Source organism: Pseudomonas sp. H26/SER47-MNA-CIBAN-0231, from assembly GCF_040310465.1.
GTDB classification, from domain to species: Bacteria; Pseudomonadota; Gammaproteobacteria; order Pseudomonadales; family Pseudomonadaceae; genus Aquipseudomonas; species Aquipseudomonas atacamensis.
In genome coordinates this window covers 38,808-62,795 of the sequence record NZ_JBEOPW010000007.1, presented here as the reverse complement: position 1 = coordinate 62,795, position 23,988 = coordinate 38,808, and the positions used below count along the sequence as shown (strand labels likewise).

Sequence of the window (23,988 nt, the reverse complement as noted above, 5' to 3'; positions counted from 1 at the left end):
GTCAATCTCATAGGCACGACAATTCGACGGGTGACAGCATGTGCGGACGCTACTCGATCTACGAATCGATGGATCACTACCTCAAGGAGCTTGCGCCAAAGCAGCTAGTTATCAATGGCTATGACCTTTGGCCCATTGAGCGATACAACGTCGCGCCGTCGACGCGGGTCGAAATCATCCGGCCGGTGGAAGAGGGCCTGAGCATTGATAAGGTCAAATGGGGATGGGCTCCGTTCTGGGCGAAGGGTAAGCGTCCCGACCCGATAAACGCCAGAGTCGAGACCGTCATCACCGGCAAGTTCTTCAATCAGCTCTGGCCAAACGGACGCGTACTCGCGCCGGCGAACGGCTGGTTCGAATGGGTAAAGGACGAAGAAGATCCGAAGAAAAAGCAGCCGTATTTTATTACTCTAAAAGAGCAAATTCCGATGTTCTTCGCAGGTTTGGCGGAGGTGCACGAAGGCCTAGAACCGGATGACCGCGACGGCTTTGTCATCATCACTGCTGCGAGTGATGAAGGCATGGTCGATATCCACGATCGCAAGCCCTTAGTCTTATCGCCGGAGCATGCGCGTGAATGGATTGACCCGGATACCTCACCTGAGCGAGCTCGTGAACTAGCGATGGAGCAATGCAGGCCCGCTACAGATTTTCATTGGTACAAGGTTGGCAAGGAGGTGGGGAACGTTCGTAATCAGGGCTCACATTTGATTCAGCCGCTTTCACTAGCGTCAGACGTCGACGACTGATTAGCCCGTGACATGATCGCAAGTTAGTTGTCCAATGAACGAACGTATCGCGAAAGTTCAAAGCTGTTAATGGTATTTATAGAGTGCAACGCCTATGTGCAGCGCTGGACTTGCAAAGAACAGGAGGCGCTCCCGTGCCTATGACTACCGACGCGGCGATCACACATTTCAGACAAAGTCTCGCTGGCTTGCGAAGGGCTTCAAGCCGAAGCGATTTTGACAAACGCCATGCTTATCTCCTCGGCTATTGCGAAGCGCTGTTGATTATCGGGGTGATCGACAGATATCAATGGCGAGCTTTTATGGAGGACATCGACAACCAGTGCCGAGCTAGGAGCGGGGCGGTTGCACCCACTACCTCGATGCCAGGATGGTCTGCAAAAGACTACCTGTAGCCTCGTACATGCTCCCTACGCGTGAACCAAAAGCAAAGCTGGTTCGCTTGCATCAACCTTCGTGTGTATATCGACTCATGACAAGGCTAAAGCGCGGGGTCTCAAGAGGGATTCTTGTGGAACCGATCCTATTCGTGACCTGCAATGCTTAGCTAGCTACACTGCGTGCTGCGCCTGAAATTCTTTTGGGCCATCCGGAGCGTCATGCATGTCCGTCCAACATCGCAACAACGTGAACGTGCTCGGTGATGGCCCGGCAACTCTCGTTTTTTCCCACGGGTTCGGCTGCGACCAAACCATGTGGTGTTACCTCGTCGACCATTTTACGAATCGATTTAGGGTCGTTCTTTATGATCTTGTCGGCGCGGGACAGTCTGATCTCACGGCTTATGATTCGGAAAAGTACGGTTCGTTAGACGGTTATGCGCAAGATCTGGCTGAAGTCATCAATGAGTTCGCCAGTGGCCCAGTCATAGTGGTCGGTCACTCCGTCAGTGCCATGATCGGCGTATTGGCCGATAGGGCCCACAGCGACCGCATCGCTGCTCACGTGATGATTGGCCCTTCACCTTGCTATGTCGACTCCGGGGATTACGTCGGCGGATTCAAGCTTGAGGACATCCACTCATTGCTCGATACCCTCGATAGCAATTATCTCGGCTGGTCTAGCACCATGGCCCCCGTCATCATGGGGGCTCCCGGTCAACCGGCTCTTGGTGAGAAGCTGACGAACAGCTTTTGCCGTACTGATCCGGAGATCGCGAAGCAATTTGCCCGAGTGACGTTCATGTCGGATAACCGGGATGACGTAGTCGGTTTAGAAACTCCGACGCTGATATTGCAATCCACGGATGACATCATCGCCCCAGTCGCCGTAGGTGAGTACCTGCATCAGATCCTGCCCAATAGCACCCTCTGTCTAGTTTCCAATGTTGGTCATTGTCCGCACATGAGTGTGCCCAGTGCGTGCTCTGAAGCGATGGACAGCTTCCTTTCGCCCTGGACGGAAGGCGGCGATGGCCGGTGAACCGTCCCTAATTCCCGATTCGCAGTCGCTTTTCGACAACGCGCCTTGCGGCTTGGTCGTTACTCGGGAAGACGGCAGCATCCTGAGCGCCAATAAAACTTTCTGTACCTGGATCGGTTGGGAGAAAACCGACCTGGAGCGCCGGCGCTTTCAAGATCTGCTTACGATGGGCGGACGAATTTTCCACCAAACACATTGGGCGCCACTGATACAGATGCAGGGCTCGGTGGCCGAGGTAAAGTTGGATGTGGTTCACCGCGATAAGACCTTAATTTCTATGCTACTCAATGGCGTTCGTCAGCAGCATGAGTCCGGTGTTGTTTATCAACTGGCGTTGTTCTGTACCACCGACCGGGATCACTACGAACGTGAGCTATTGAAAGCCAAGCAACTCGCTGAAAAGCTTCTCGCGAATAAAGTGGCCGCTGATGCAGCGTTGTCGCAGGCGCAGACGAAGCTAAACAAAGCTTATGAAAAAGCTCAGCGTCGCGCGTTATTCGCGGAGCAAATGGTTGCGATCGTCAGCCATGACCTGAAGAACCCATTGACGGCAATCAAAATGGCGGCAGAGATTCTCGGTCGGAAAATGCCTGACGGGAAGGAAAAGCTCATGCTGAACCACATCAGCAATTCCACGGATCGGGCGCATCGAATGATCACTGACCTTTTGGATTTTGCTTTAGCTAGAGTCGGACGAGGTATATCCGTCTCGCGTTCAGCCATTGACCTACATTCGGTAGTGGCTAAAAGCGTCGCAGAGCTACGAGTTGCCTTTCCAGATGTCGATCTTCGGCATCAAACGGTTGGGCGGGGAAATGTCGAACTCGACGCTGACCGTATACAACAGATCATCGGCAACCTAGTCGCCAACAGTGCGGCGTACGGCGACCAGAAAAAACCGATTACTGTCATCTCCAGCCTTGATATTAACCGTGCAAGCATTTCGGTTCACAACTTCGGCGCGGCGATTCCTGAGTCCGCTCGATCCAAGCTTTTCGAACCGATGACCCGTGGTTCAGACCAGGATAGTCAGAACCGTAGCGTGGGGCTTGGCCTCTTCATAGTCCGGGAAATCGCTTTGGCCCATGGTGGCGATATCGCTGTGCACTCGACTGCCGACGAGGGCACAACGTTTACGATTAATTTTCCCGAGATATCGTCTTTTTCTGACGGGAAGGGATAGGGCGAATGCTTGTGCATTAGCTGAATGTTGATCACCGCAAATGAAACGCGGCTAGCACTGCCAGCACTTACCTATGAGCCACGAAAGGTTTCGTCGCACGTCGGTGTTGGCGTCCAGCGCGTCCGTGCTGCTGACATGTTATGCATGCGTCCACGGGGCGCGCTGAGGCCGCTGGCGGCGGCGAACAGCCAAGGTGAGGGGGAAGAGTCTCTTAAAGAACGCTGTAGAAAAAAGGGCGATGTTGTTTTCACAACTTCGCCCATGTCACCAGGTCGTGCGTTACTTTGATTCCATGGTTGCCGCTTGATTACCACCTTGCTCGGCGATCTTCGACAGTTTGTCGTCCGTAGCTTTCTCTTCGGCAAGTGTTGCGCTGAGGAGCTTGGCAGCATCAGTCAAGTTCAAGTGCTTCGCCATAGCGATCAACGTGCCGTAACTGGCGATCTCGTAGTGCTCGACCTTTTGCGCGGCGCCAATAAGTCCCGCATCGAGAACGGCACCTTTCTCGATTTCCTCCAAAAGCTCTTTCGATTCTTCGACCAGTCCCTCCATCGCTACGCACTTCATGCGCTTGAGCTTTAAGCCAGTCAATTCGACGAGCTGGTCAATCCGCTCAATCTGTCCTTGGGTTTCCTCCAGGTGCGCATTGAAGGCTTCAGCCAAGAGAGGATTGGTCGCCGCGCGTGCCATGCGGGGGAGGGCGCGAGTGATCTGTTTCTCAGCGCTATAAATATCGGAAAGTTCGTGGATAAACAGGTCTTCAACAGTTTTTCTAGCCATCTTATTTCTCCTCTCCACTGTATAAGTCTCGGTGTCGAGACGCGTCATTTGCATGTCCACGCATGTGGGCTGCATGAAGAAATGACCAGTCGGTGGAATCAGGCGTTCAAATTTTGTTAGTGCTGAAGGAAGGCCGTGCGGGAAACTCGAAACCGACAGACGGTTAAAATGTAATAAAGTATTTCTGGCTTCTATGCGGTCAACAGACTGTGTTCATCCAGAGTGTGTGTTATGAGATTTTCCCTTTTCTGCCAATCGCTATCCAATTGGGCTGGCAGCCCGAAGACGTTTTTGAGCGCAATTTTGTTGATCATCGCCTGGGCGGCGACCGGCCCATACTTCCACTACAACGATACATGGCAGCTCATCATCAATACATCGACCACAATCATTACTTTCCTGATGGTGTTCCTGATTCAGAACACCCAGAACCGTGACAACGACATCCTGCATCTGAAGATTGATGAGCTTATACGAGCTACTCACGATGCGCAGAATGCCACGCTCGGTTTGGAGCAAATGGGATCGAGTGAACTCAGAAAACTTCGTGAGCAATACCGCACGTTAGGTGAATCGGGCCAGATTAAGGTTGATTCTGCACGCAGTGATGATCATCGCTAGATTATCCATCTATAAATCTGAGATATTATTTCATAAAGACCTTCACCAACCGTCCAAAGAGAATGTCCATGTCCAAGCTCGCAGAATACCGCCAATTAGAAAGACATCTCGCAGAACAACTCAAGGCGTTGGAAGCGCTAAAAGGTGACGCTGATCTTAAAAAAGAAATTGAGTTTGAGACTAAGCTGCGTGATCTCCTTGCGAATACGGTTACAGCCTGAAAGACGTAATCAACGTGCTTGACCCACGAGCTGGTCGTCGCGAACCCGCTGTCCAATCAAACTTTGGGCGGCGCAAGCCCCGCCAAGTCAAGACCTAGAAAAATCCGCACACTGGTGAAGTAATCGAAACCAAGGGCGGTAACCATCGTGGCCTCAAAGACTGGAAAGCGGAGCACGGTTCTGAAACCGTTGAGTCATGGCTAACCAAATAATTATGCGTTGAGATAAGAGAGCCCTACGGGGCTCTTTTTTACGTCGGGCGCGGAGTCGCAGCGTTGCGCGTGCTGTAAGGGCGACCGACATTGCGGGACGCGTCACCGACAGCGTGGACTGTTGAGGGCAGTTGACCAAATGCTGTGGTTGCACCGAGGGCAGTCTGCTCGTTGAGCCTCCACCATGTGCTGGGGGAAACCGCAATTTACGCAGCAATACGAACCCGATGCAGGCGCAGTTTCAAACTCGGCACGATGCTCTAATGGCAGGACGGACAGCCCAGGGCGCAGATCTTTCTGTTCGAAAAAATAAAGGCTGACGTCGCCGTCGGTCTCAACGAGCCCAAGCCTTACTTGTCCGAGATGTTCAACCCCTTGCTGTCGTAACTCCATCAGCAATTCGTTAGATGAGATGTTCAACGTTTCTAAAGACTTGAGCTCGTAGAGACCGTCACGAATGACCGTTACCGGAAGCCCATCCATCCAGGCTTCGAACTTCTTGCTCTTCGTCATCACCAGAACGGTAAGCCGGTACAGAAGCAGGAGCGTGAGAAAGACCACTGCAACCGGCAATAGCGGAACGTCATGGTAGAAAGACACGTCTCCTGCCGCTGAGCCTAATGTCAGAATCACGACCAGCTCAAAAAGTGAAAGCTGTCTGATCCCTCGTCGACCGCTGGATTTCAAAAAAAGAAACACTGCGAGGAACGCGAAAGTGGCCCTGAAACCTACCTCCAGCAAAAACGTTAAGGGAAATTCGTCTATCAGCATCCGCTGGATATCGAAAGGCGACATCGTGACCTCGATTGTATTTTCAGAGTGGACGACGGATCGAATCAGCGTTGGTTTCAAAAGCTGATGTCGGAATATTCAGCGGATAATCGGACTTTGCGGGCTGTTACGACATGAAGCGGATTCATCAATAGCCCGCGCCATACCACGCACTGCTACGTTGAGCTGGCTCGCCAGGTGACATCGGTAATGCCAAATCTTTCGGCTTGAGGTTTGGACACCATCTTCAGCGGCGGGCGACCAGGTCTGGGAATGGGTGCTACACCCGCATCGCAACTAGCCCAGTGCCAGGCATCAGCGTTTTGCATCGATTTGCTACGGATGATGAAGGACTTGGGCACACCGTGAAGCTTGTAATTGATGACGAATAGGTTGTTTTCCATGACTTACTCCGTCTGCTCTGATCTAACGGAGTCATCGATCGCGGAAAAATTCAAAAAATTCAGGGACTTCACCCCTTGTATTGATTCAGGGCAGTGGAGATCCAGCTTCATCCGCTGAGCACCAACCAAATCCGGCATGGCCTCACGATTTCGAAGCCAGGCTTAGCGTTTACTTATGGGGTTTCCGGGCTGCAGAAGCTCCGCCACTGCCACAACCATCTCATCCAGCGACCAAGGCTTGTGCAGGTAAATAGTTTGAGCTGGCACTTCGGTGCTCTCGATCAGATAACCCGAGGTAAGTATCGCAGCGATGTGAGGCCATCTGCCTTTGACCATCTGTATGAACTCGATGCCTTGGACTTGGCCGGGGACGCCGTGATCGGCGATCACAAGGACGCATTCACCATGTGCTTCGAGCAGGTAGGTCAACGCATCATCCGCTGTCGCGAACGGGACAGTCTTCGCACCAATCTCATCCATGATATCGGTCATGAGCGACTGCAGAGTTGGGTCGTCCTCAATGACGATGACCTCGCCGCGAATCGGCAGCAATCCTTCCCAATTTACGTTCAAACAATCCTCCTCTAAACAGAGAGCCCGACCGACCAAACAAACGGAACGGTGCATGAGTGTAAGCGAAAATGCCGCGTGTGCCGTGAAAACGCGTGGAGCTCCCGGGACGCTCGACGCAGGTCAAGTCCCCACAGATGTCCTCGCAGCGTATTGAAGAGCGTGTGGCGCCTCGCGTTCTGATCTCCTGCGCTAGCATGGAATTCATCTCCAGTTGTGCGCTTGAGGCTATGAATGCTGCGTAGCAATCCCTTGATCTAGATCAAACATTGCTCAATTTTTCGAACCTTCCTTCAGAGGTATCTATCGAAACTAGGAACAGGGTAAGGGCATCACCGGGGAAGATCGGCAAGCACTTATCGCGAATTAGTTGAGGCAGATGAGTCAAATTCGAGCGTGCGACAGCTAGCAACCAGGATCGATCCATGCAGCAAGAAAACCACAACCACCCAGTTATAGTCATCGGAACGTCCAGCGGCGGACTCGCTGCACTGCGTGAGTTTCTTGCCGAGCTTCCGTCTGATTTTAATGCGGCTGTCTTCGTCACGATGCACATCGGAGACCAACCTAGTGCTCTCCCTAGCCTTCTAACCCAGTCGAGCCAATTGCCCGTCGGCTTCGCTTTGAGCCAAGAGCAGGTAGTGACGGGTCGTGTATACATAGCCCCTCCCGATAAGCATCTCCTTGTCAAAAAAGGAGCTATTCAGATCACTCGAAGCGCCAAGGAAAACCACTCGCGGCCTGCGATTGATCCGATGTTTAGATCGGCTGCCATTAGCTATGGAAGTAATGCCATAGGGGTGTTGATGACCGGCGAGCTTGATGATGGTGTAGTGGGGCTTCAGGCGATAAAGGCATATGGCGGACTGGCCTTCGTACAAGATCCTGAGACTGCCGAAGCACCCTCAATGCCGACGAATGCTCTCCGGCATGTGAGTGTGGACGGATGCCTGCCGCTTACTGAGTTGGCGAAGAGGCTAGTACAGATCATCAATCAACGTACATCTGAGACGACAGCATCTTCTGCATCAAACCGTATCGAGCCATTCGCTACGGAGAATGATCTGGCTGAGGATTTCAGTAAAGGTGGTTCCTGCGCGCTAAATGAGATCGGCCAGGTCGCAGGCATGTCCTGTCCGGAATGCGGAGGCGCTCTGTGGGAAGTAGCCGCATCCTCTCCACGGTTTCGCTGCCATACCGGTCATGCCTATACCGCCGCCGCATTGTTCCAAGCCCAGAATGAAACGATTGAGGAGGCACTCTGGGTGGCCATTAGAGCCTTGCATGAAAAGCAGTTGCTCCTGGGGCGGCTCATGCAGAGCAGCAAAGATGCCGGGCGCAAGGGCGCGTTACGAGAATACGAACTTGCAAGCGATGGACTCGAAAGTCATAAGGCTACTCTTCGAGCATTGCTTACCTCGTTACGTCCGACTTGAGAAAAGAAGCCGAATTGCGTTCGTCTTCTCGCATCGCTCAGACACTTCAGCGGCTGCGTTGAGGGTACGCTGGTGAGCTGACCACTTTGATTGCAAAGCGCCGGAAGCGATGCTACTTGATCCCGTGCCATTTCAACGCCAATGCTCGGAAACGTGGGGCATATCCGATTGCTTCAGGAGTTGCTCCGTTTTGAGCGATCCAGCTAAATACTACCCCGCAGCAAGAGGCGGTTTGTTGGTTCAGACCATAAAGGTCAGCGAAGTCAAAACCGCCGTTCTCGGGCGCGTTCCACCAAGCCAAAAGAAAATTTGCCACCTTGCTCGATTGCGTGGTGTCCCGCTCAGCCAATGCCAGCAGATGTTCCAACGCCGACCGGGTGGCCATATCCATAGCCGGATTAGAATCCGCACTTTTTGCGAAGGGGTGGATTGGAGCTGCAGAGCCTAGTTCTGGAAGAGCACGCAGGCGTTTGTCCGCTGAGTCACCCCATAACCGTCCGGCATCAACCGAATCCTCTGGGCTTATAAGCCCTCGGGCGCTGAGCTCACGAAGGAAGTTGAGGCCCAAGTCCAACGCCTCAAACAGCCTATGCCGATTAGGCGCATTTTGAATTTCATTCAAATGTGAAAGTGATTGCGAGAAATAGGGTTCAGGTAGGTCTCGGAAGCAGGGTGCGCCGGACATGAATAACGCCTCGGGTTGATCGTCAATGAAGTCTTTATACGGTCGATTTCAGCGCCTGGCATTGGTACGCGCGAGCCTGAACAACCTTGTGTAGCAACCTTCAGAGAACATCAGGCTTGAGTGATGGTCTGGTAGATTATTGCAGAACATGCTGGTGCAAGGATGCACTTTCAAAATGCGGAGCGCACATGGATTACATCGATTTGATTCAATGGCCAGCGATGGCTGTCACAGTCATCTCAGCCTGGTTCATCGGCTCGCAACGAGCTTACCGCCGGATGATCGCTTTTTGGGGGTTCATCCTAAGCAATGCGCTTTGGGTGGCTTGGGGACTTCATGCCGAGGCCTATGCGCTGATTGTTCTTGAATGCGTGCTGTTGGGCATGAATGCCCGAGGATTCAAAAAAAACTTCGACGGGCACCGTCATTCCTGAGTCAAGCTTTCTTAGCTCTTCGAATTTTTTCTTAATCCGCGAAGATTCATCAGAAAAAGGCAAACCTGCAATACGATCAATGCATAAGCGCCTGCGTAGGCGCCCCAGATGACCCACAAGACGTTGCTAACGCTGAAGCACACAAACCCGGTCATTCGTCTTCTGGGCCGCTGCGATCCGATGAGCCATGCGGCCAGGACGGTGACGACCATCGCTGGCCACTGAATCCAATCCCAATAAGACAAATTATCCTCTCAATACATTATCGTGAGCCGAAGTGCTGCTTGGATGCCAGGCTGATCAGTCAGGCTTCTCATCGTCGGATATGGGGTTCGATTTGCCGAGAACGTAGCAGGGATGGAGCTGACCATTAGGATGTGTTGTCACAACAACAGATATTAGTGACCACCCCTCAGCGAGCTTTACGTTTACTTCATTGGTCGAAAGCGCTTCCATGATTTGCGTTGCCTCGGACATATGCATTTTGTCTTTCTCAAGCTGAGGAGTTCAACAGTTAGGCGCCCGGCACGGATGAGGGTTCCTCTACCTAAGATCGTGGCCCTGAATTGCATGATTACCCAGCGTGTGAAACCTTTATCAGAATGTGTTGGGCCTGCATAAATATCGAGATGTTAGGAGGTCGGGCGGTGGTTCGAACGCCTCATAACTGCTCGTCTACACTGCTTCACGGATGACGGATGAGGTGTCCATGCCGCGCAGAATGATGACCGTTAAAGACTTGCAGGTGAATGTCTCAATCGCCGGCCAAGGCCCACCGCTACTCCTACTCAACGGTCTGGGAGGTTTGATTAAAACCTTCGATGCTCTGCGCAACGAACTAGGTGACTACACAACGATCACGTTGGACGTGCCTGGTGTCGGCAAATCGCAAATGCCCCGCTGGCCGATGCGATTGCCAAGTCATGCCGATCTGATCGCCGAAATGCTCAAACAATTAGGTATCGACCATGTTGATGTATTCGGCGTGAGTTGGGGCGGTGCATTGGCGCAAGAGTTGGCTCTTCGTCATCCAACCATGGTACGACGGCTTATTCTGGCGGCAACTTCTGCGGGCCCGGTTCTACTGATGAGGCCCGCTGACATCCTTGAGTTCGGAGCGCAGGCGCCAAACAGAGGAAACGAGATGGTTCAGTCAATTCGACACAGGCGCTGCTGCGTTTCGGTGTTGTAAAGCGAATGCTAACCGTACGCCTGCGAACGTATCATCACCAGTTAGCCGCTTTGGTAGGCTGGACAAGTCTGCTGCGGTTATTCCGTCTGCGCTCGCGCACGCTTATTCTGATCGGCGACCGTGACACCCTGGTACAGCCCTACAACGCGCACATCCTGAAACGCTCAATTCCACGATCCGAACTCCGCGTGCTTAAGGGCGAGGGGCATTTTTTCGTAGTGACCAGTGCCAGGCGAACTGCTGGCTTGATACGCGAATTTCTTTGCTAGCAGCAGAACGGTGAAGGCTCAGCGCCGGAGATCGCTAACCGCGCTGGTAAGCAACGTTTGCAGCGAATTAAGACTGTTTAATCTTTGTCATGCTAAAGCTCTTACTGCTATGTAGCGGCTACAGCCCCATGCTTCGGGCGTTTGGCCCACGTCCCGAGAAAGCTCAAGAGGATTTCCGTAAGCAACCAGAATGCCGCCAATCCTTTCAAACTCTTCGGTTCTCCTAGGGTCAACCTGACAGGTATTGATCGTCATGTCAGAGGTGAGCCAATGGATAACTATCACATCAAAAAAGCGGAAAAGCTCTGGGAGCTCGTCAAAGAGGGCGCGCAACGCGCCTCCAAGTCCGCATCCACCAAAGCAGAAATTACCGAGATAGCGAGCGAATTTCTTCAGGGCAAGACAGCTTCTCTCAAAATCCACAAAGAGGACGGCACGATCCAAGAGGAGCGTACATTTCCTCGATCAGCAGATCCTAGAAAAACAAAAGGCTGAACCGGGCACATGAAAATGGTTGCGGCGCGCATTTCGCTGGCACTGCTATGCAAGCAACCGACCTGAAGTCTCGGTCATCCCAAATGGACTTCGCTTCAACTACAGGTGCTGATGATGGTCATTGCATGTCTAGGATGGGGATCTTTGATTTGGAAACCGGATACCTTACCGCTCGCGAGCAAGTGGTTTATGGATGGCCCCGTGTTGCCCATCGAGTTCGCGCGAATCAGTGACAACGGCGATCTTACGACGGCCATATGCGCGAATGCGCCTGGGTGCACAGTGCTTTGGGCGATACTGGATCTGGACAACCTTGATGAGGCACGCGAGGCCCTTAGAATTCGGGAGGGGGTACCTCAAGATCGGGAGGATGGCATCGGTAGTTTCGTGGTTGGGAAGACCGTAGCGGGGGTCATTGCTGAATGGGCGATCCCCCGCCAATTGGACGCGGTAATCTGGACTGGATTGCCACCAAGGTTCGGCGGCATTGAAGGTTTAGTTCCCGCAGCCGAAGACGCTATTGCCTATCTTGCAGGCTTATGCGGAGAAGTACGTGAGCATGCGCGCGACTATATCAAAAAAGTGCCGGCTCAGATCGACACACCCTGCCGACGCGAGATAATGACAAGCCTTGGGTGGCAGTGATTGGCGTAGAACCCCAAACGAACATCCCCGCCACCATTGCACATTGGCGGCCCTGCGAAACTGGCTGAAATATCTTCACCAGACAAAGGAGGTGAGTTGGTCGATCTTCGCAAGCATCAGGATAGACCGTTTGGGTTTTGTCCGGCGTTTCACAAAGTGCAGGAGCCATCGAATTTTCTACGCTCTGGCGATGTGCGCTGCGTCCCGGGGTGCTCAGAACCAACCGGCGAATGCTTTGATCTTTCTTTAGATGTACGGTATGAAGATTGCTCTGTTAAGCCCACCGCCAATTTGACGACGCGCACATGACGCTCTCCTTACCGATCTACACAAGGCTGACACCTAAAGCGTTGTCCCTTTCGCTGATAGGTTTCATTCTTCTGGTCTGTTTTTCGTTGATCCTTGCTACTGCTTGGCAGATGGCGCAGTCGTCCGGTGAGCGAGTAGACGCGGCCAAAATAACTGTTTCGAACATCGTACTTGCCGCTGAACAGCAGGCCCGTGACACGATGCTGCAGGCCGACAATACTTTGCGAGATCTGGCTGAGCGTGTAGCGCACGATGGAAGCGGCCCTGACCAACAAGAGCGATTGGCGAAGCTGATGGCCCGACAGGTGAATAATATTGAAGGTGTTCAAGGGCTTTTCATCTTCGATGCTCACGGCAACTGGATGGCGAATTCGTTTTCGGAAGGCCTACACACCAAAAACAACAGCGACCGAGCATACTTCGTTTATCACCGTGAGCACGATGATCAGTCCATCCACATCGGCTCCATAGTCGAAAGTCGAACGACTGGCGAGATGGTGATCCCTATCAGTCGGCGTATCGAAACAGCCGATGGAGCATTTGCAGGAGTTGCGTTAGCCACGGTTCCGGTTTCATATTTCCAAAGCTTTTTCAAACGCATGGACGTTGACGACGCAGGAGTAATTTTCCTAGCACTCGATAATGGAGAACTTCTTGCCCGACGCCCGACAGTAGCAGCGTTGATGACGACCAATCTTTCCAAGGGTGAGATTTTTAGCCGCTACTTACCCCAGAGCGATAGCGGTACTGCAATTATCAAATCCATTGTAGATGGCATTGAGCGGATCTACGCCTATCGTCGCTTGGCTGGTCTGCCTATCGTCGCAGCAGCCGGGGTGTCGTACGAGCATGTATTCGCTCCTTGGTGGTCATATGTTTACCAATCGGTTGCACTGGTAGGCTCCATCATATTGGCTTTGGCGTTTTTAGGTAACTTGCTATATCGGCAGATCCAACAGCTGCTTGTTGCAGAGCGTGAGCTCAAAGCAATCCGAAAAGAGCTAGAGGTGATAGCCCATACAGATGGTCTCACTTCTCTAGCCAATAGGAGAAATTTTGACTTGGCTATGGATAAAGAGTGGAAGCGTGCCACGAGAAATCAGACAAGCATATCCGTAATCCTTTTGGATATAGATTTGTTCAAGCAATATAATGATCATTACGGCCATTTAAGTGGTGATGATTGCCTTGTGCGCGTAGCGAACCTTATTGCAGCTAACGTCAATAGGCCAGGTGATATCGCTGCTCGCTACGGTGGAGAAGAATTTGTAGTTCTGCTTCCGGACACTGAACTCGCAGGTGCGGTTGTGGTTGCAGAGAACATTAGGCTTTCCTTGTTGTGTGCAAAAATTCAACATTCAGCGAGCCCATTCGGCATAGTCACCATAAGCTCAGGTGTAGTTTCGACTGCTAAAACAGGAGAGGAGAATCAGAAAGAATTTCTGATCAAAGCTGACCGTTTGCTTTACAGCGCTAAGGCTCAAGGACGGAATCGAGTAGGAAGCTGAACTGTCTCACCGTCCCGAAAGTGCGCTTCGCCAATATGGGGACGTAGCTCGTCGGTTGCTATTGCTGTCGTTTGAGACTGCCCTTTCCAAGTGACACATATTTAACTTGCTCCAGACGCCGTTTCCCTTGATTGGAGTGGCCATCATCCAGTTCGCAGTAGCTTAATTCAGGAATACTGGTGCCGCTGAGGATTGCACTCTTCCCGTCATGGTGACTACGAGCGCTTACGCAGCGCGGGTCAGATAAATCCGCCCAGGCCGGCGTTGCTGGAGCTGTTCGCCAAAAGGCTTCCAAGTCACCGCTAATTTCCACTTTGTCAGTTTTTTGCATGCCGCCTGCTGCGGTCGCCCGCGCCGCTGGTTAATCGCTTCCAGTGCACTTTGAACCATCATGATCAGTAAACTGACACTTGCGCGTTTCCGTTCCTTACCTGTGAACACTGCTTTAGGTGCCCGTCTGTTCGACCTTGCTGGTGGGCTACTGAGAGCTTAGCCAAACTTCCAGTCTTTGCTGGCGACCTAGCTCGGATAGTCTCTGTTTTCCTAAATTCAACAACGCGAAAAGCTTCTGCCGTTCCGCATGTGTAGGAAACCAATCTGAGATTTCAACGTTGCAATAGTCAGAATCGCTGAGAGTCCATTTGATGATCATGTCCCCGGCGGCCCTGTAATGGTCTGCCATAAACAGGCGTTTGCCCTCCAGCTCCCAACCGCGCTCAGCGAACCGATCCGTCACATCAAAGATCCCGGTTTTGCCAAAAAAAGCTGTCGTGTCCGGATAATGGACTCCGGCCAGGGACACCTTTGCTACCCCGGTTTCACGGTCGAAATAAGAAAGAAAATGCCATCCCCCAGTTGTCTTCCCAAAATGTGGGAAGTTGAGGGCAGCTTTACCAGTGACATAGTTATCGCGAGATACACGAGCAAAGTTTTCGTCGAACTGGGGCTTTTCCATGGAGTTCTAGCCTACCGATTGCTTGCTTTACCCAGCATCGTTTTTTCCCCGTTGTCAGGGCGAGCGGAGTGCAAAACCTACTCCGATTACTTTGAAATGACTATGGCGAACGCTAGCAATGCGGCTCGCCAATATCTATCGCGTAGCTGCCGGTGATTTCTCTATGTCTTTTTTTCCACGACGGATTGCTCGGTCTCCCGGATTCCTGTCGGCATGTTCGATGTCTGTGGGCCGAGCAGTGCTCATGTGTCAGGTTGGCAGGGTTGATGCTAACCGTCCCGTCCTAGAGCCATGATCGCGTCCGACCAGGCAACATGGATGAATGCGCACCGATTTGGGATCAAATCGATAAAAACGCAACACTCTCAGGCAGCATCGAAAAACAAGGAGCGATCACTGAGCTTGGGGGAAGCGGAAAAGCCTACGCTCGCGTAGCATTTTAAAGCCGCGCTAAACCCTGTTTAATGTGCCCGGCATTCTCACCGATGGCCCACAAAACGCTTCGAACCTATCTCCAACTTCACCGCTACCTTGGGCTTCGACATGGAGCGTTAATTCCATCAGTGCAGCCTCCAAGGCGAGCTGATTTGATATCCTTCCAGCACGTTCGATAACGAATATTCGCTTGTCATGAGCTCCCTCTATCCTTGAAATTGTCTGAGCGTAGCAGCGAGTTCGGGTTGGGCATGAGGTAGTGCCGCAACCGTTGCGAGGCGTAGCTCAGCATCTCTTTTTTTGAATCCTTTACTTCGAAACTATTCCTGCAAGACGCACATAGGAGGAGGTTATGAACAAAGTAGTCTTTACTGTGGGTCATTCGACAAAGCCTATCAATGTCTTCGTCCAGATGCTCCAGAGCTTCGATGTTGACGCCGTGGTAGACATCCGGACTGTGCCTCGCTCCCGGACGAATCCTCAGTACAACTTGGATGTGTTGCCAGAGTTATTAGCCAAATCTGAAATCTTGCATTACCAGATCGAGAGCTTAGGCGGATTGCGAAAAAAATCCAAAAACGTCCCGGATGACATCAATGCATTTTGGGAAAATAGAAGCTTCCACAACTACGCTGACTACGCTTTCTCGGATGAGTTTGAAGACGGTTTGCATCAATTGTTGAAGCTGAGCGACACTAAGCGTTGCGCCATCATGTGCGCGGAAGCGGTCTGGTGGCGATGCCATCGTCGTATAGTCGCTGACTACCTGCTGAACCGAGGGGCGGAGGTCTTTCACATTATGGACATTGGCAAGTCCACGAAGGCGGTACCGACTCCTTCTGCCGAGCTAGTGGGAAGCAAGCTTACCTATCCGAAAAAACGCGAAGCGAAAGAATAGCCTCCGTTTTGCCGAATTTTCCGTCGTTATACTTGTAGGGATTTCTCCAGTCAGGTGACACCTCTTACTAACGTCACTCCCCTCGCCCACCCGTTACAGTTTTCTACCAGAAGGGTGTGGTGACGATAGGCTTATAGCCGCTTTAGCCTCCTGCAACCGTTGTTCGGCGTACATAGCCGAATCGTCATCTGGCAGCGGATAGCCTGCGGCTGAGAGAGCTGCGGCGCGCTCTTCAATGAGCAGACGCTCGGGATCGCGAGCTATTTGATAGGCTCTGCCCGGCAAACGCTACGTAAGCGGATGGCGAACACATCCGCCGAAGGCGGCACGCCATAACCACCGTCTATCTTTGTGAAAAAATGAGGTTGAAATGACCTGCGATTTACTCCTCGAGCGTGAGAGACTTAAGCGACGAGTTCTGTGGGCGCTTGCCACCTTCCACCCTGGTGATCCCAGTGCATCCGACGTCCTTCCCCTCCTCAATGATCTCTATGACCAAGAGCGAAACGACACCCCCTGTAGCGATAAGCCACTCGAACTCGTTGAGGTTCGTAACTCTGTCTCGTTTATGCACCATAACTCCGGAATCGACATCATTTTGGAGCAGACTATTCCGCAACCCTGGAGAGAGCGTTTCCACCAAGCAAGCATCGCGTCGACCAGAGTTCCTGACGGCCCCTACGCCACAGACTGGGATAAATTTCTGACTGAATGGCAGCGTGAGATGCAGCATGTGAAAAATCACCGAGCTGCACAGGCTCCTACCAGCTAGAGCGGCTGGTTCGAGCGATGGCGGCACAAGCACACAAGCAGTCGGTGTAGCCTAGTGAAGTCGCACCCTCAATACAGGAGCAGCACAGTGGAACGGCCTTCTTTTTTTATTGATTTTGAAGCCTCTGGAATAGCACCTGATAGCTATCCTATCGAAGTAGCTGTCGTGTCGCGTGAGACCTCTTTCAGCTCGCTGATCAAGCCAGCCCGTTACTGGACGCACTGGTCGTTTGATGCGCAAGATATGCATGGTCTCTGCCAAGATCATTTGCATCAGCTAGGTGATACCCCGGTCGCTGTGGCGAAACGTATGAATGAGCTGTTTTCAGGGCAGGTGCTTTGCAGCGACTCACCTCAAGACAGTTTTTGGTTCGATGTGCTTTTCGAGGCCGCAGATCTGATGCCCACCTTCGAGTTGAAGCCTTTGGAGGTTTTTGTGGGCCGGGAGGCTGCCAGTGAAATCTACCGGCGACTGCCGACAGCCAGGCATCACCGAGCTCTAAATGACGCAACTGTTTTGATGAACGCCTGTCGTGCTTTTTTCGAAGCTTGAACTATCAAAAGGGGTGGACACCCTCAGCTATGCGAAAGCGATGAGTCCATTGAGGTCTGGATGAAGTTCAGCTTGTGTGACCGCTCGAACCGAAGGCAACTGATTACTTGGCTGGATAGAATGGCAAGCGGAGCGCGCAGACGTGTGGGATGGACGCCCGAAGGGCCGAGATGGCGGCGCTTGCGCCCAGGCTCGGTTTACGACAGCCCCTCCCCGAAGGGGCACGGCCTAATGCTGGTGGTGGGAATAGAGGCCAAGACCATACTGCGAGGATTTTTCGATGGGAATGACAGACGATGACGACACTGTCTACTGCGACGTCCAGATGTCTTTAGCGCAGGGCCGCGAGCTGCTCCAACTGGTTAGCGCATTGAGGGAGTCAAAAGCCCATCCGACTCTCGACAGGGTTTTCGAGCGCATGCAGGACGAGCTCAGCACATCGATTGATATCGTCGAAAATCCACCGGCCTGGGGCCCTTGGGGCCGACGCATTACTTAGCACCGGCACCATGCCCCATCCAGCTCTAGCGACGACCCTAGCTGAAGGTTTGCGTACGCAGCCACGCTTCCACTTTTTGCCATCGGCCAACCTTGGAAAGCTGTGACCTTGCTGAAGCTAGAGTCTCAAGCAGTCGCTGTCTTTCCGCACGTGAGGGGAACCAATCATCAATCTCGACGCTGCAGTGGTTGGACTCGCTCAGCGCCCATCTCAATACCATATCCGCAGCGGCTCTGTAGTGATCTGCCATGAACAGGCGATGGCTATCCGCAGACCATCCACGCTTTGCTAGTTCATCGGTCACGTCAATGATGCCAAGGTCACCAAAGTAGGCTGTGGTGTCAGGATAATGGATACCTGCCAACGACACCTTGGCCTCCCCGGATTCCCGATCAAAATAGGAAAGGAAATGCCACCCACCTGTGGTGCTTCCAGGATGAGGGAAGTTGATGGCGGCTTTCCCTGTTATGTAGTGCTTGTGCGAGACGCGTTTGAGGTCAAAGTCGAAAAGCGGTTGGGCCATGAGGGCTACGCTCGTTAGTACCGGGCCGATATTCGAGTTACAAGATCAATCAGCCTAATCCATCAGGATCTTTTAAGAACTCTTGGGCGATGTGAAGTGTAGATATGTGGTGAAGATAGACGATCAAGCTGTCACAGGGGCCGGCGGGGCCATCTTATGTGGATTGGCATTTGCCTTGGATTTGGCTAGGTGATGTGACGGACGACTCGATGGTCGTCGACCCCATTAGGCTGTTCCATGTCCGACTCGACTTCATTTGGTAAAGAAGAAGCTTCGTTGCTTCTTGAAAGCGATGATATCTGAAGTATGGATTTGGCTGGCCTTTCGTCTCGTTCCACCGGTAGCGGTGTGAATCTCGATCTCGGTGCTACCTAGTAGCGCAGTATTGATATCATCGCTATGGGCTGGAGTATTGTTATAAATCCTTTCGAAAAAATCCTTCACGGATAAAGATGGTACCGAGTCGTGGAGGAATTTTGGAATGTCCTCCTTCAGCTGGTCTTTTGCTTGTTCTCTCGCCGACTCATTGAAGAGGTAAAGCGTCTTACCTTCGCTAGGGTCATGCGCGAGCATGCCAAGGCCAGATCTGCCGAAATGAGCCTGAGTCTCGCTATTTTGGTGCAGCCGGTCATTGTAAACCTGGCGAGCACGATACGAATTGGCGAGGTGTATCAGCCAATATCGCCAACCACTAGGGTTGTTGATTGAAAAAGGGCTGACAAATTTTGCACATTTCTTGAAGTTTTCGAAGACGATGTTTTCCGCCACTCCGAGCCATGCTGTCTTCGATTGCTTCTCTTCAAGAATCTCGAAGTCCCGGCTGCTCAGCTGCAAGTATGCCAATTGGTTCGACAGCGTTTTTGGATCGTGCTGCTTCAGGAAGGCCAGTAGAGATGAGATGACGAAAGTGTAGAAAACCTCCACCGATTCATTCAGATTCATCATGTCTATCAAGGTCGCAGTGTCAACATGACTGTGCCCACATTGATCTAGGTTGAAGATTATGTTCGGGTATTTTTCTGATTTGATCTGAGCTTTGATTCTTGGATAAGCATGTTCGAACAACTCGGTCGAGTAGCGGGTTTGGATTTTGAGCCGGCTATTCGAGATGCTATGGTGAAGGATAATTGGATTCAAGACTCCTTCCAGAATGCCGATTGCCATCCGCTCGGCGTCATTCAGGAAAAGGCTACACTCGATATCCACGAGGGGTAGATTGTTAACTGCCCTGTAGGTGTTGATGTCAGTTAACGCTCGATTCAGCTCTTCCACAAAAATTATGGGTGAACCGGCAGTGCCGCATTGATATCGGCCTGCGCCACTGAAGCCGTCTACTACAGCCAGGCGAAATTTTCTGACCTGCGGGTGCTTGCACCGTGTGATCACGTACTGATAAAAATAATCGCGAAGTATTTGATGCTTCTTCCTTGAGTGCTCTTCAAGAACTGCACCTTCTTCCCAATCATACTTCTTCTTAGCCATGGATATTCCTTGTCAGGCTACGGTAGTTCCACTAGGACATGCCCACCAGCTTTACTGGCATCTCATCCCAGGTTTTGCCACGGTATTCGCGACCGTTAGCTTTTTTCGAACGGCGGACATTATCTTTACCCCACGTCCCCCATTGTTTAAAGAAAAACGCCGTGCCACTTTCTAGGCATTGTGTGTAGATCTCATCAATCCACCCTTCTTTCACCGGTCGCGCTTTATTCCCGCTTTCGCCGCCGACAATCGCCCAGTCAATCTGCGTGAGATCGATTTTGCCTACTGGCCCTATGAGTGGTTCGAAGGAGATGAACCTGATCTGGGCAGGGGTGTCTTTCAGGAACTGAACACGTCCAGCGGCATCTTTATCTTCAATGGACGTGCCCAGCCAGACGTTGGGTAGAACCTCCGTGATGACTTCGTTGAGGATCTGTTTCATCCGCTCTGGGCGCTTGGTCAGAATTTGATAGTTGTGATGCGGGGTTTCTCGCATCACCTTCCACACGGCAATAATGAACTCGTCACTGACCTTCTCATGGAAGAGGTCGCTCATTGAGTTCACAAAAACTTTGCGGGGTTTCTTCCAGCGATACGGAATCGCCAAGGAGTCATGGTCTTCGACAATAGAGCCGTTCCAGACGATGCGCTTGTTCTTTTTGCGGGTCAAACCCATGTACTTCGGGGTGCCCATGGCTTCAAGCCGACGTGCCATTTCCATGGCATAGCAGTTTTTGCACCCGGCACTAATGATGGAGCAGCCTGCTACCGGATTCCAGGTAGAGTCTGTCCACTCAATCTGTGTCTCTGCCATATCCTTCTTAGCCCCCTCGTTTGCGATCCTAGCCGGTGCATTTCTGACCGAACGAGCCGAATTCAATGGCTATCATAATGAATTCCTCGCTGATAGGGCAGTCACGACCACGGTCATCAATCCGCATCACGGAAGAATGCAGGCTGCATTTTGTCCAGATAGCGCTTGGTTCGCGCTTGGCGCCGGTGCCTTAAGGAAAGTCCTGTGGTTTTGAACGTTTGATGCTGCCATGACATCATGGCTTTTAGATGGTGGGCTGTCGCGATTGCGAAAGAACACGACCTATCCAGCCTGAACACTACCCAGGGCGTGATTTTAGGCCGAGTTCATTGATGGAGCTTTCGATGTTTGATCCGCAAAAAATCCATGAAGATGACGTCGGGGCCTATACGTGGTCTGGTTTCGCTTGCCGTGAATCTCCCTCGGCTGAAGACTACCTGAGCTATGCCCGAGCAGACCTGAAGGATGGAGACACTCCAAGACACCTCATAAACGCACTAGCGAACGCAAAAAGGGCTCTTCACATGCGTATGGAGGATGCCTGCCTTGGCTTCGGTGCGGGTAGTCTTGATAATATGAGAGGGTTTCACCGCCTCTCTAAGTACCTGAAGAAGTGCGGCCTACCGGCTCCGGACGTTCTTGAGAAATTCAACAGTACAAGAAACAGCATTGAACATGACTTCACCGTCCCGTCGAGAGAGATAGTGGAAATCTTCACGGATGTCACTTATCTGTTTTTGAGTGCAACTGATAGGTGGTCTGTACGCCAGCCTGACGACATAGAGCTGAATGAGCTGAATCACTCCAAAGATCGTCTGCTAAACGGCGTTAGCTACAACTGGCGCGCAGGCCAAGTTAAGTTGCTAAAAAGTGAGCCTGGTGATCGGTCTCGGGGTTATCCACATAGCATCACCTACACGAATCAAGATCCCGAATTTTTTCATTGGGTCACATTTGCGGTGACACACAGCTCGTAGCGGCAACTCCAAATGGGCTTGTCGGATCACGACTTAAACATGCTGGCGATGACCCGAGCGTTCAGTAATGCGTTGTGGGATAGGTAAGTTTCGTCGTTATTGGCATCGAGCGTCGTTGCGTCACAGGGGGAAGTTTGGAGCATTCCTAGGCCACGGGGCTCGTTCATATGCGAATTCAAAGGAAAGCACTCAACCCTAGCCTGATCGTCTGAGATTTAGCGAACATGGCTTGGCTGAAGAGTGTGGGGGGAGATGGCGCGCCGGAGCTTTACCACTAAAATTAATAAGTGCGTGGACGAGGCTGCAAATCGGCGGGAGGCCCACGGGAAGGCTCTTGCTAAGGACGCTAGATACAAGCAGGATGGTGATAGCGCATTGATACCAAGGAAGGAGCTTCGAAATGCCGTACTCACACCAGTTCGTGTGCTTGGCCAGCTCGAAAAAGCCATATGGCCGCTGTATCGCTGGCAAGCTGTGGGGAGGAGAGAACCATGGGGCGTGGATCCGCCCGGTGAGCAATCGTGAGCATGACTCAATCTCGGATGCGGAACGTACGTACGCTAATGGTCGGACAGCACAGGTTCGGGATCTGACCACAGTGACGTTCTCCGGGTTACAGAATCATCCTTACCAGCATGAAAACCATCTTATCTGCCATCCACCTTTGTGGGCGTCGCAGGGCCAATTGAGTCTGAACGATATCGCACAACTTGAAGACCATCCCGAGACACTCTGGGAATCTGGTCATCACAGTCGGTGCGGTGTGAATGATCGTGTTCCCCCGGAATCCTTGAACGTTCGTCGGCAATCGCTCTTCCTAATTCGGCCAGACAGAGTTTCTGTTAGGGTTTCAGCAGAAAGCGCCCAATGGGGTAATCACAGACTCAAGGCTCGTGCATCGTTCTCGTACAACAGGATTCAGTATGCATTCAGCGTCACAGACGAGCTTGCCGAGAGTCATTTCATAGGTCTTGGTGCAGGTACTCACCAACCTGAAGGGATCACTTATTTTACGGTGAGCCTAGGTGATATCGACCCCAACACTGGCTACGCCTACAAACTCGTGGCAGCCATTCTTTGACGGATAATCATGAAAATTCTGACTATCGGCTTCACCGAAAAAAAGGCTGAACGCTTCTTTTCATTGATCAAGCTTTCAGGGGCCAAGCGGGTCGTGGACGTCCGACTGAACAACATCTCTCAGCTTTCTGGCTTCGCCAAGCGGGACGATCTGAAGTATTTCCTGAAGGAAATCTGTGACGTCGACTACGTGCACCTGCCCGACCTTGCTCCGACCAAAGAGATCCTCTCGCCCTACCAGAAAAAGGACATCACCTGGCAGCAGTACGAGGAGAAGTTCATGAACCTATTGGCGAAGCGCAATATAGAGAAGCACGTGCGCCAGGATTTGATGGAGGGGGGGTGCTTGCTTTGCAGCGAGCACCAACCTCATCAATGCCATCGCCGACTGGTGACTGAATACCTGAAGGAGCATTGGGGCGATACGTCCATCGATGTCAAGCATCTGGTATGAGTGATATCAAAACCATCTTCATTGCCTACCCGAAGGAATTCCTTTGCTTCTCGAAGCTGCAGAGGAAGGTGCAATTCTACACCAGCCAGTCTGCCGAGGTTCAGCTCCTGGCCATGGTCGATCCCAATGGCTACGTGAGCGCTTATGCGGAAGAGCAGGGTTTACCGTTCGAGCTGGTGGAAGATCAGGCCGGCGCCGTCGAAAAAGCAACGCACGCGATTCTCTTTGAGGATCGCGAGTGCTTTGCTGGTTTGAGATACGCCTTGCGCCTAGCTGCCATCCCAACCCGGGTAATCCCGTTGCAGCTCACCTTGGTGGTGAACAAGGATCGGGGAGACCTCTACGACTTCTACATCGGTCGAGGCACTATCTGGGGCAACCCTTACCAGATAGGCCAGGACGGAGACCGTGATGAGGTCATTCGGAAATTTGCCTACGACTTCGGTCGTGGCTTCCTCAAGGCATCTGAAAACTTTGAGCATAACCTCAGCAGCATCAGGGGTAAGGTCATCGCTTGCCATTGCAAGCCTGCTGCGTGCCATGGAGACGTCTTGGCAGCACATCTAAATGCCCAAGATGATGACCTCTAGGTGGGGCGTCGTCATGGGAAGAATGTAGTCCGTAAGTTTGTGATTTGATAG

General features: G+C 52.1%; 28 protein-coding genes and 2 pseudogenes. 18 read left to right on the top strand and 12 right to left on the bottom strand.

Annotated features, from left to right (window positions below):
- Positions 1-38: 38 nt before the first annotated feature.
- From AAEZ10_RS13130 to AAEZ10_RS13120, 3 genes are all read left to right on the top strand, one after another.
- On the top strand, positions 39-749 hold the full coding sequence (locus tag AAEZ10_RS13130; protein WP_122746253.1) for an SOS response-associated peptidase family protein: 711 nt from the start codon (positions 39-41) through the stop codon (positions 747-749).
- A 603-nt stretch (positions 750-1,352) separates the two neighbouring features.
- The gene (locus tag AAEZ10_RS13125) at positions 1,353-2,171 is read left to right on the top strand and encodes an alpha/beta fold hydrolase (RefSeq protein ID WP_024013816.1); all 819 of its coding nucleotides are present in this window, start codon (positions 1,353-1,355) and stop codon (positions 2,169-2,171) included.
- Entirely contained in the window at positions 2,161-3,354 is a 1,194-nt protein-coding gene (locus AAEZ10_RS13120; RefSeq protein ID WP_024013815.1) for a PAS domain-containing sensor histidine kinase, read from the top strand. The genes AAEZ10_RS13125 and AAEZ10_RS13120 overlap by 11 nt, the downstream gene beginning before the upstream one ends.
- Before the next feature lie 279 nt (positions 3,355-3,633).
- Here the strand turns inward: AAEZ10_RS13120 and AAEZ10_RS13115 are convergent, their stop codons facing one another.
- Complete coding sequence (locus tag AAEZ10_RS13115) at positions 3,634-4,134, bottom strand: YciE/YciF ferroxidase family protein (protein ID WP_039768421.1); 501 nt, start codon at positions 4,132-4,134, stop codon at positions 3,634-3,636.
- A gap of 231 nt (positions 4,135-4,365) precedes the next feature.
- Between AAEZ10_RS13115 and AAEZ10_RS13110 the strand changes: the two genes are divergently transcribed.
- Together AAEZ10_RS13110 and AAEZ10_RS13105 are read left to right on the top strand one after the other, a co-directional pair.
- The gene (locus AAEZ10_RS13110; protein WP_024013813.1) at positions 4,366-4,755 is read left to right on the top strand and encodes a low affinity iron permease family protein; all 390 of its coding nucleotides are present in this window, start codon (positions 4,366-4,368) and stop codon (positions 4,753-4,755) included.
- A 68-nt stretch (positions 4,756-4,823) separates the two neighbouring features.
- Positions 4,824-5,188 (top strand): annotated as a pseudogene (locus AAEZ10_RS13105) (histone-like nucleoid-structuring protein, MvaT/MvaU family).
- Positions 5,189-5,290: 102 nt separating this feature from the next.
- Here AAEZ10_RS13105 and AAEZ10_RS13100 read toward each other — a convergent pair.
- The 3 genes from AAEZ10_RS13100 to AAEZ10_RS13090 form a co-directional block, all read right to left on the bottom strand.
- Entirely contained in the window at positions 5,291-5,983 is a 693-nt protein-coding gene (locus AAEZ10_RS13100) for a DUF421 domain-containing protein (protein ID WP_024013811.1), read from the bottom strand.
- Positions 5,984-6,135: 152 nt separating this feature from the next.
- Complete coding sequence (locus AAEZ10_RS13095) at positions 6,136-6,363, bottom strand: DUF6555 family protein (RefSeq protein WP_122746257.1); 228 nt, start codon at positions 6,361-6,363, stop codon at positions 6,136-6,138.
- Positions 6,364-6,525: 162 nt separating this feature from the next.
- A complete protein-coding gene (locus AAEZ10_RS13090; protein ID WP_024013809.1) occupies positions 6,526-6,936 on the bottom strand; it encodes a response regulator in 411 nt (136 codons plus the stop codon).
- 422 nt (positions 6,937-7,358) lie between these two features.
- Between AAEZ10_RS13090 and AAEZ10_RS13085 the strand changes: the two genes are divergently transcribed.
- On the top strand, positions 7,359-8,369 hold the full coding sequence (locus tag AAEZ10_RS13085; RefSeq protein ID WP_350569508.1) for a chemotaxis protein CheB: 1,011 nt from the start codon (positions 7,359-7,361) through the stop codon (positions 8,367-8,369).
- A gap of 112 nt (positions 8,370-8,481) precedes the next feature.
- Here AAEZ10_RS13085 and AAEZ10_RS13080 read toward each other — a convergent pair whose 3' ends face one another.
- The gene (locus AAEZ10_RS13080) at positions 8,482-9,054 is read right to left on the bottom strand and encodes a DUF7673 family protein (protein ID WP_209417955.1); all 573 of its coding nucleotides are present in this window, start codon (positions 9,052-9,054) and stop codon (positions 8,482-8,484) included.
- Between the two features lie 188 nt (positions 9,055-9,242).
- Between AAEZ10_RS13080 and AAEZ10_RS13075 the strand changes: the two genes are divergently transcribed.
- Positions 9,243-9,488 carry a hypothetical protein gene (locus tag AAEZ10_RS13075; RefSeq protein ID WP_024013806.1) on the top strand — a complete coding sequence of 82 codons (246 nt, stop codon included), beginning with the start codon at positions 9,243-9,245 and terminating at the stop codon, positions 9,486-9,488.
- A gap of 11 nt (positions 9,489-9,499) precedes the next feature.
- On the opposite strand, the gene AAEZ10_RS13070 is transcribed toward AAEZ10_RS13075, so the two are convergent.
- Positions 9,500-9,700 carry a hypothetical protein gene (locus tag AAEZ10_RS13070; protein ID WP_372241012.1) on the bottom strand — a complete coding sequence of 67 codons (201 nt, stop codon included), beginning with the start codon at positions 9,698-9,700 and terminating at the stop codon, positions 9,500-9,502.
- A 497-nt stretch (positions 9,701-10,197) separates the two neighbouring features.
- On the opposite strand from AAEZ10_RS13070, the gene AAEZ10_RS13065 reads away from it, so the two are divergent.
- From AAEZ10_RS13065 to AAEZ10_RS13050, 4 genes are all read left to right on the top strand, one after another.
- Positions 10,198-10,680, top strand: a complete 483-nt coding sequence (locus tag AAEZ10_RS13065; protein ID WP_236168471.1) for an alpha/beta fold hydrolase — start codon at positions 10,198-10,200, stop codon at positions 10,678-10,680.
- A gap of 539 nt (positions 10,681-11,219) precedes the next feature.
- Positions 11,220-11,444 (top strand): DUF2188 domain-containing protein, encoded by a 225-nt coding sequence (locus tag AAEZ10_RS13060; protein ID WP_024013805.1) that lies wholly within the window; start codon positions 11,220-11,222, stop codon positions 11,442-11,444.
- 144 nt (positions 11,445-11,588) lie between these two features.
- The gene (locus AAEZ10_RS13055) at positions 11,589-12,089 is read left to right on the top strand and encodes a hypothetical protein (protein WP_236168472.1); all 501 of its coding nucleotides are present in this window, start codon (positions 11,589-11,591) and stop codon (positions 12,087-12,089) included.
- Between the two features lie 305 nt (positions 12,090-12,394).
- Positions 12,395-13,906 (top strand): sensor domain-containing diguanylate cyclase, encoded by a 1,512-nt coding sequence (locus tag AAEZ10_RS13050; RefSeq protein ID WP_024013803.1) that lies wholly within the window; start codon positions 12,395-12,397, stop codon positions 13,904-13,906.
- A gap of 58 nt (positions 13,907-13,964) precedes the next feature.
- Here the strand turns inward: AAEZ10_RS13050 and AAEZ10_RS13045 are convergent, their stop codons facing one another.
- From AAEZ10_RS13045 to AAEZ10_RS13035, 3 genes and pseudogenes are all read right to left on the bottom strand, one after another.
- The gene (locus AAEZ10_RS13045; RefSeq protein ID WP_151551084.1) at positions 13,965-14,237 is read right to left on the bottom strand and encodes a hypothetical protein; all 273 of its coding nucleotides are present in this window, start codon (positions 14,235-14,237) and stop codon (positions 13,965-13,967) included.
- A gap of 147 nt (positions 14,238-14,384) precedes the next feature.
- On the bottom strand, positions 14,385-14,861 hold the full coding sequence (locus tag AAEZ10_RS13040) for a hypothetical protein (protein ID WP_024013801.1): 477 nt from the start codon (positions 14,859-14,861) through the stop codon (positions 14,385-14,387).
- A gap of 439 nt (positions 14,862-15,300) precedes the next feature.
- Positions 15,301-15,493: pseudogene (locus AAEZ10_RS13035) on the bottom strand (hypothetical protein).
- Positions 15,494-15,648: 155 nt separating this feature from the next.
- Here AAEZ10_RS13035 and AAEZ10_RS13030 point away from each other — a divergent pair.
- The 3 genes from AAEZ10_RS13030 to AAEZ10_RS13020 all read left to right on the top strand — a co-directional run bounded on the left by AAEZ10_RS13030 (position 15,649) and on the right by AAEZ10_RS13020 (position 18,017).
- Positions 15,649-16,194 (top strand): DUF488 domain-containing protein, encoded by a 546-nt coding sequence (locus AAEZ10_RS13030; protein ID WP_024013800.1) that lies wholly within the window; start codon positions 15,649-15,651, stop codon positions 16,192-16,194.
- 859 nt (positions 16,195-17,053) lie between these two features.
- Positions 17,054-17,518 carry a 3'-5' exonuclease family protein gene (locus AAEZ10_RS13025; RefSeq protein WP_350569503.1) on the top strand — a complete coding sequence of 155 codons (465 nt, stop codon included), beginning with the start codon at positions 17,054-17,056 and terminating at the stop codon, positions 17,516-17,518.
- A 280-nt stretch (positions 17,519-17,798) separates the two neighbouring features.
- Positions 17,799-18,017 (top strand): hypothetical protein, encoded by a 219-nt coding sequence (locus tag AAEZ10_RS13020; RefSeq protein ID WP_350569501.1) that lies wholly within the window; start codon positions 17,799-17,801, stop codon positions 18,015-18,017.
- Between the two features lie 37 nt (positions 18,018-18,054).
- Here the strand turns inward: AAEZ10_RS13020 and AAEZ10_RS13015 are convergent, their stop codons facing one another.
- The 3 genes from AAEZ10_RS13015 to AAEZ10_RS13005 all read right to left on the bottom strand — a co-directional run bounded on the left by AAEZ10_RS13015 (position 18,055) and on the right by AAEZ10_RS13005 (position 20,836).
- Positions 18,055-18,540: a hypothetical protein gene (locus AAEZ10_RS13015; protein ID WP_350569499.1), complete on the bottom strand. Its 486-nt coding sequence runs from the start codon at positions 18,538-18,540 to the stop codon at positions 18,055-18,057.
- Between the two features lie 252 nt (positions 18,541-18,792).
- The gene (locus tag AAEZ10_RS13010; RefSeq protein WP_041478936.1) at positions 18,793-20,022 is read right to left on the bottom strand and encodes a three-Cys-motif partner protein TcmP; all 1,230 of its coding nucleotides are present in this window, start codon (positions 20,020-20,022) and stop codon (positions 18,793-18,795) included.
- A 31-nt stretch (positions 20,023-20,053) separates the two neighbouring features.
- Positions 20,054-20,836, bottom strand: coding sequence for a phage Gp37/Gp68 family protein (locus AAEZ10_RS13005; protein ID WP_041478937.1), 783 nt, complete (start codon positions 20,834-20,836; stop codon positions 20,054-20,056).
- A 344-nt stretch (positions 20,837-21,180) separates the two neighbouring features.
- On the opposite strand from AAEZ10_RS13005, the gene AAEZ10_RS13000 reads away from it, so the two are divergent.
- The 4 genes from AAEZ10_RS13000 to AAEZ10_RS12985 all read left to right on the top strand — a co-directional run bounded on the left by AAEZ10_RS13000 (position 21,181) and on the right by AAEZ10_RS12985 (position 23,937).
- Complete coding sequence (locus AAEZ10_RS13000; RefSeq protein WP_350569497.1) at positions 21,181-21,813, top strand: hypothetical protein; 633 nt, start codon at positions 21,181-21,183, stop codon at positions 21,811-21,813.
- Positions 21,814-22,213: 400 nt separating this feature from the next.
- Positions 22,214-22,894: a dual OB domain-containing protein gene (locus tag AAEZ10_RS12995; protein WP_143979042.1), complete on the top strand. Its 681-nt coding sequence runs from the start codon at positions 22,214-22,216 to the stop codon at positions 22,892-22,894.
- 9 nt (positions 22,895-22,903) lie between these two features.
- Positions 22,904-23,347 carry a DUF488 domain-containing protein gene (locus AAEZ10_RS12990; protein WP_041478939.1) on the top strand — a complete coding sequence of 148 codons (444 nt, stop codon included), beginning with the start codon at positions 22,904-22,906 and terminating at the stop codon, positions 23,345-23,347.
- The gene (locus AAEZ10_RS12985) at positions 23,344-23,937 is read left to right on the top strand and encodes a DUF4326 domain-containing protein (RefSeq protein WP_052392180.1); all 594 of its coding nucleotides are present in this window, start codon (positions 23,344-23,346) and stop codon (positions 23,935-23,937) included. Before AAEZ10_RS12990 ends, AAEZ10_RS12985 begins: the two co-directional genes overlap by 4 nt.
- The last annotated feature ends 51 nt before the right edge of the window (positions 23,938-23,988 follow it).

Coding starts and splice junctions, on each gene's coding strand:
- AAEZ10_RS13130 (WP_122746253.1), top strand. CDS start 39: ATGTGCGGACGCTACTCGATCTACGAATCGATGGATCACTACCTCAAG.
- AAEZ10_RS13125 (WP_024013816.1), top strand. CDS start 1,353: ATGTCCGTCCAACATCGCAACAACGTGAACGTGCTCGGTGATGGCCCG.
- AAEZ10_RS13120 (WP_024013815.1), top strand. CDS start 2,161: ATGGCCGGTGAACCGTCCCTAATTCCCGATTCGCAGTCGCTTTTCGAC.
- AAEZ10_RS13115 (WP_039768421.1), bottom strand. CDS start 4,134: ATGGCTAGAAAAACTGTTGAAGACCTGTTTATCCACGAACTTTCCGAT.
- AAEZ10_RS13110 (WP_024013813.1), top strand. CDS start 4,366: ATGAGATTTTCCCTTTTCTGCCAATCGCTATCCAATTGGGCTGGCAGC.
- AAEZ10_RS13100 (WP_024013811.1), bottom strand. CDS start 5,983: ATGTCGCCTTTCGATATCCAGCGGATGCTGATAGACGAATTTCCCTTA.
- AAEZ10_RS13095 (WP_122746257.1), bottom strand. CDS start 6,363: ATGGAAAACAACCTATTCGTCATCAATTACAAGCTTCACGGTGTGCCC.
- AAEZ10_RS13085 (WP_350569508.1), top strand. CDS start 7,359: ATGCAGCAAGAAAACCACAACCACCCAGTTATAGTCATCGGAACGTCC.
- AAEZ10_RS13080 (WP_209417955.1), bottom strand. CDS start 9,054: ATGTCCGGCGCACCCTGCTTCCGAGACCTACCTGAACCCTATTTCTCG.
- AAEZ10_RS13075 (WP_024013806.1), top strand. CDS start 9,243: ATGGATTACATCGATTTGATTCAATGGCCAGCGATGGCTGTCACAGTC.
- AAEZ10_RS13070 (WP_372241012.1), bottom strand. CDS start 9,700: ATGGTCGTCACCGTCCTGGCCGCATGGCTCATCGGATCGCAGCGGCCC.
- AAEZ10_RS13065 (WP_236168471.1), top strand. CDS start 10,198: ATGCCGCGCAGAATGATGACCGTTAAAGACTTGCAGGTGAATGTCTCA.
- AAEZ10_RS13060 (WP_024013805.1), top strand. CDS start 11,220: ATGGATAACTATCACATCAAAAAAGCGGAAAAGCTCTGGGAGCTCGTC.
- AAEZ10_RS13050 (WP_024013803.1), top strand. CDS start 12,395: ATGACGCTCTCCTTACCGATCTACACAAGGCTGACACCTAAAGCGTTG.
- AAEZ10_RS13045 (WP_151551084.1), bottom strand. CDS start 14,237: ATGCAAAAAACTGACAAAGTGGAAATTAGCGGTGACTTGGAAGCCTTT.
- AAEZ10_RS13040 (WP_024013801.1), bottom strand. CDS start 14,861: ATGGAAAAGCCCCAGTTCGACGAAAACTTTGCTCGTGTATCTCGCGAT.
- AAEZ10_RS13030 (WP_024013800.1), top strand. CDS start 15,649: ATGAACAAAGTAGTCTTTACTGTGGGTCATTCGACAAAGCCTATCAAT.
- AAEZ10_RS13020 (WP_350569501.1), top strand. CDS start 17,799: ATGGGAATGACAGACGATGACGACACTGTCTACTGCGACGTCCAGATG.
- AAEZ10_RS13015 (WP_350569499.1), bottom strand. CDS start 18,540: ATGGCCCAACCGCTTTTCGACTTTGACCTCAAACGCGTCTCGCACAAG.
- AAEZ10_RS13010 (WP_041478936.1), bottom strand. CDS start 20,022: ATGGCTAAGAAGAAGTATGATTGGGAAGAAGGTGCAGTTCTTGAAGAG.
- AAEZ10_RS13005 (WP_041478937.1), bottom strand. CDS start 20,836: ATGGCAGAGACACAGATTGAGTGGACAGACTCTACCTGGAATCCGGTA.
- AAEZ10_RS13000 (WP_350569497.1), top strand. CDS start 21,181: ATGTTTGATCCGCAAAAAATCCATGAAGATGACGTCGGGGCCTATACG.
- AAEZ10_RS12995 (WP_143979042.1), top strand. CDS start 22,214: ATGCCGTACTCACACCAGTTCGTGTGCTTGGCCAGCTCGAAAAAGCCA.
- AAEZ10_RS12990 (WP_041478939.1), top strand. CDS start 22,904: ATGAAAATTCTGACTATCGGCTTCACCGAAAAAAAGGCTGAACGCTTC.
- AAEZ10_RS12985 (WP_052392180.1), top strand. CDS start 23,344: ATGAGTGATATCAAAACCATCTTCATTGCCTACCCGAAGGAATTCCTT.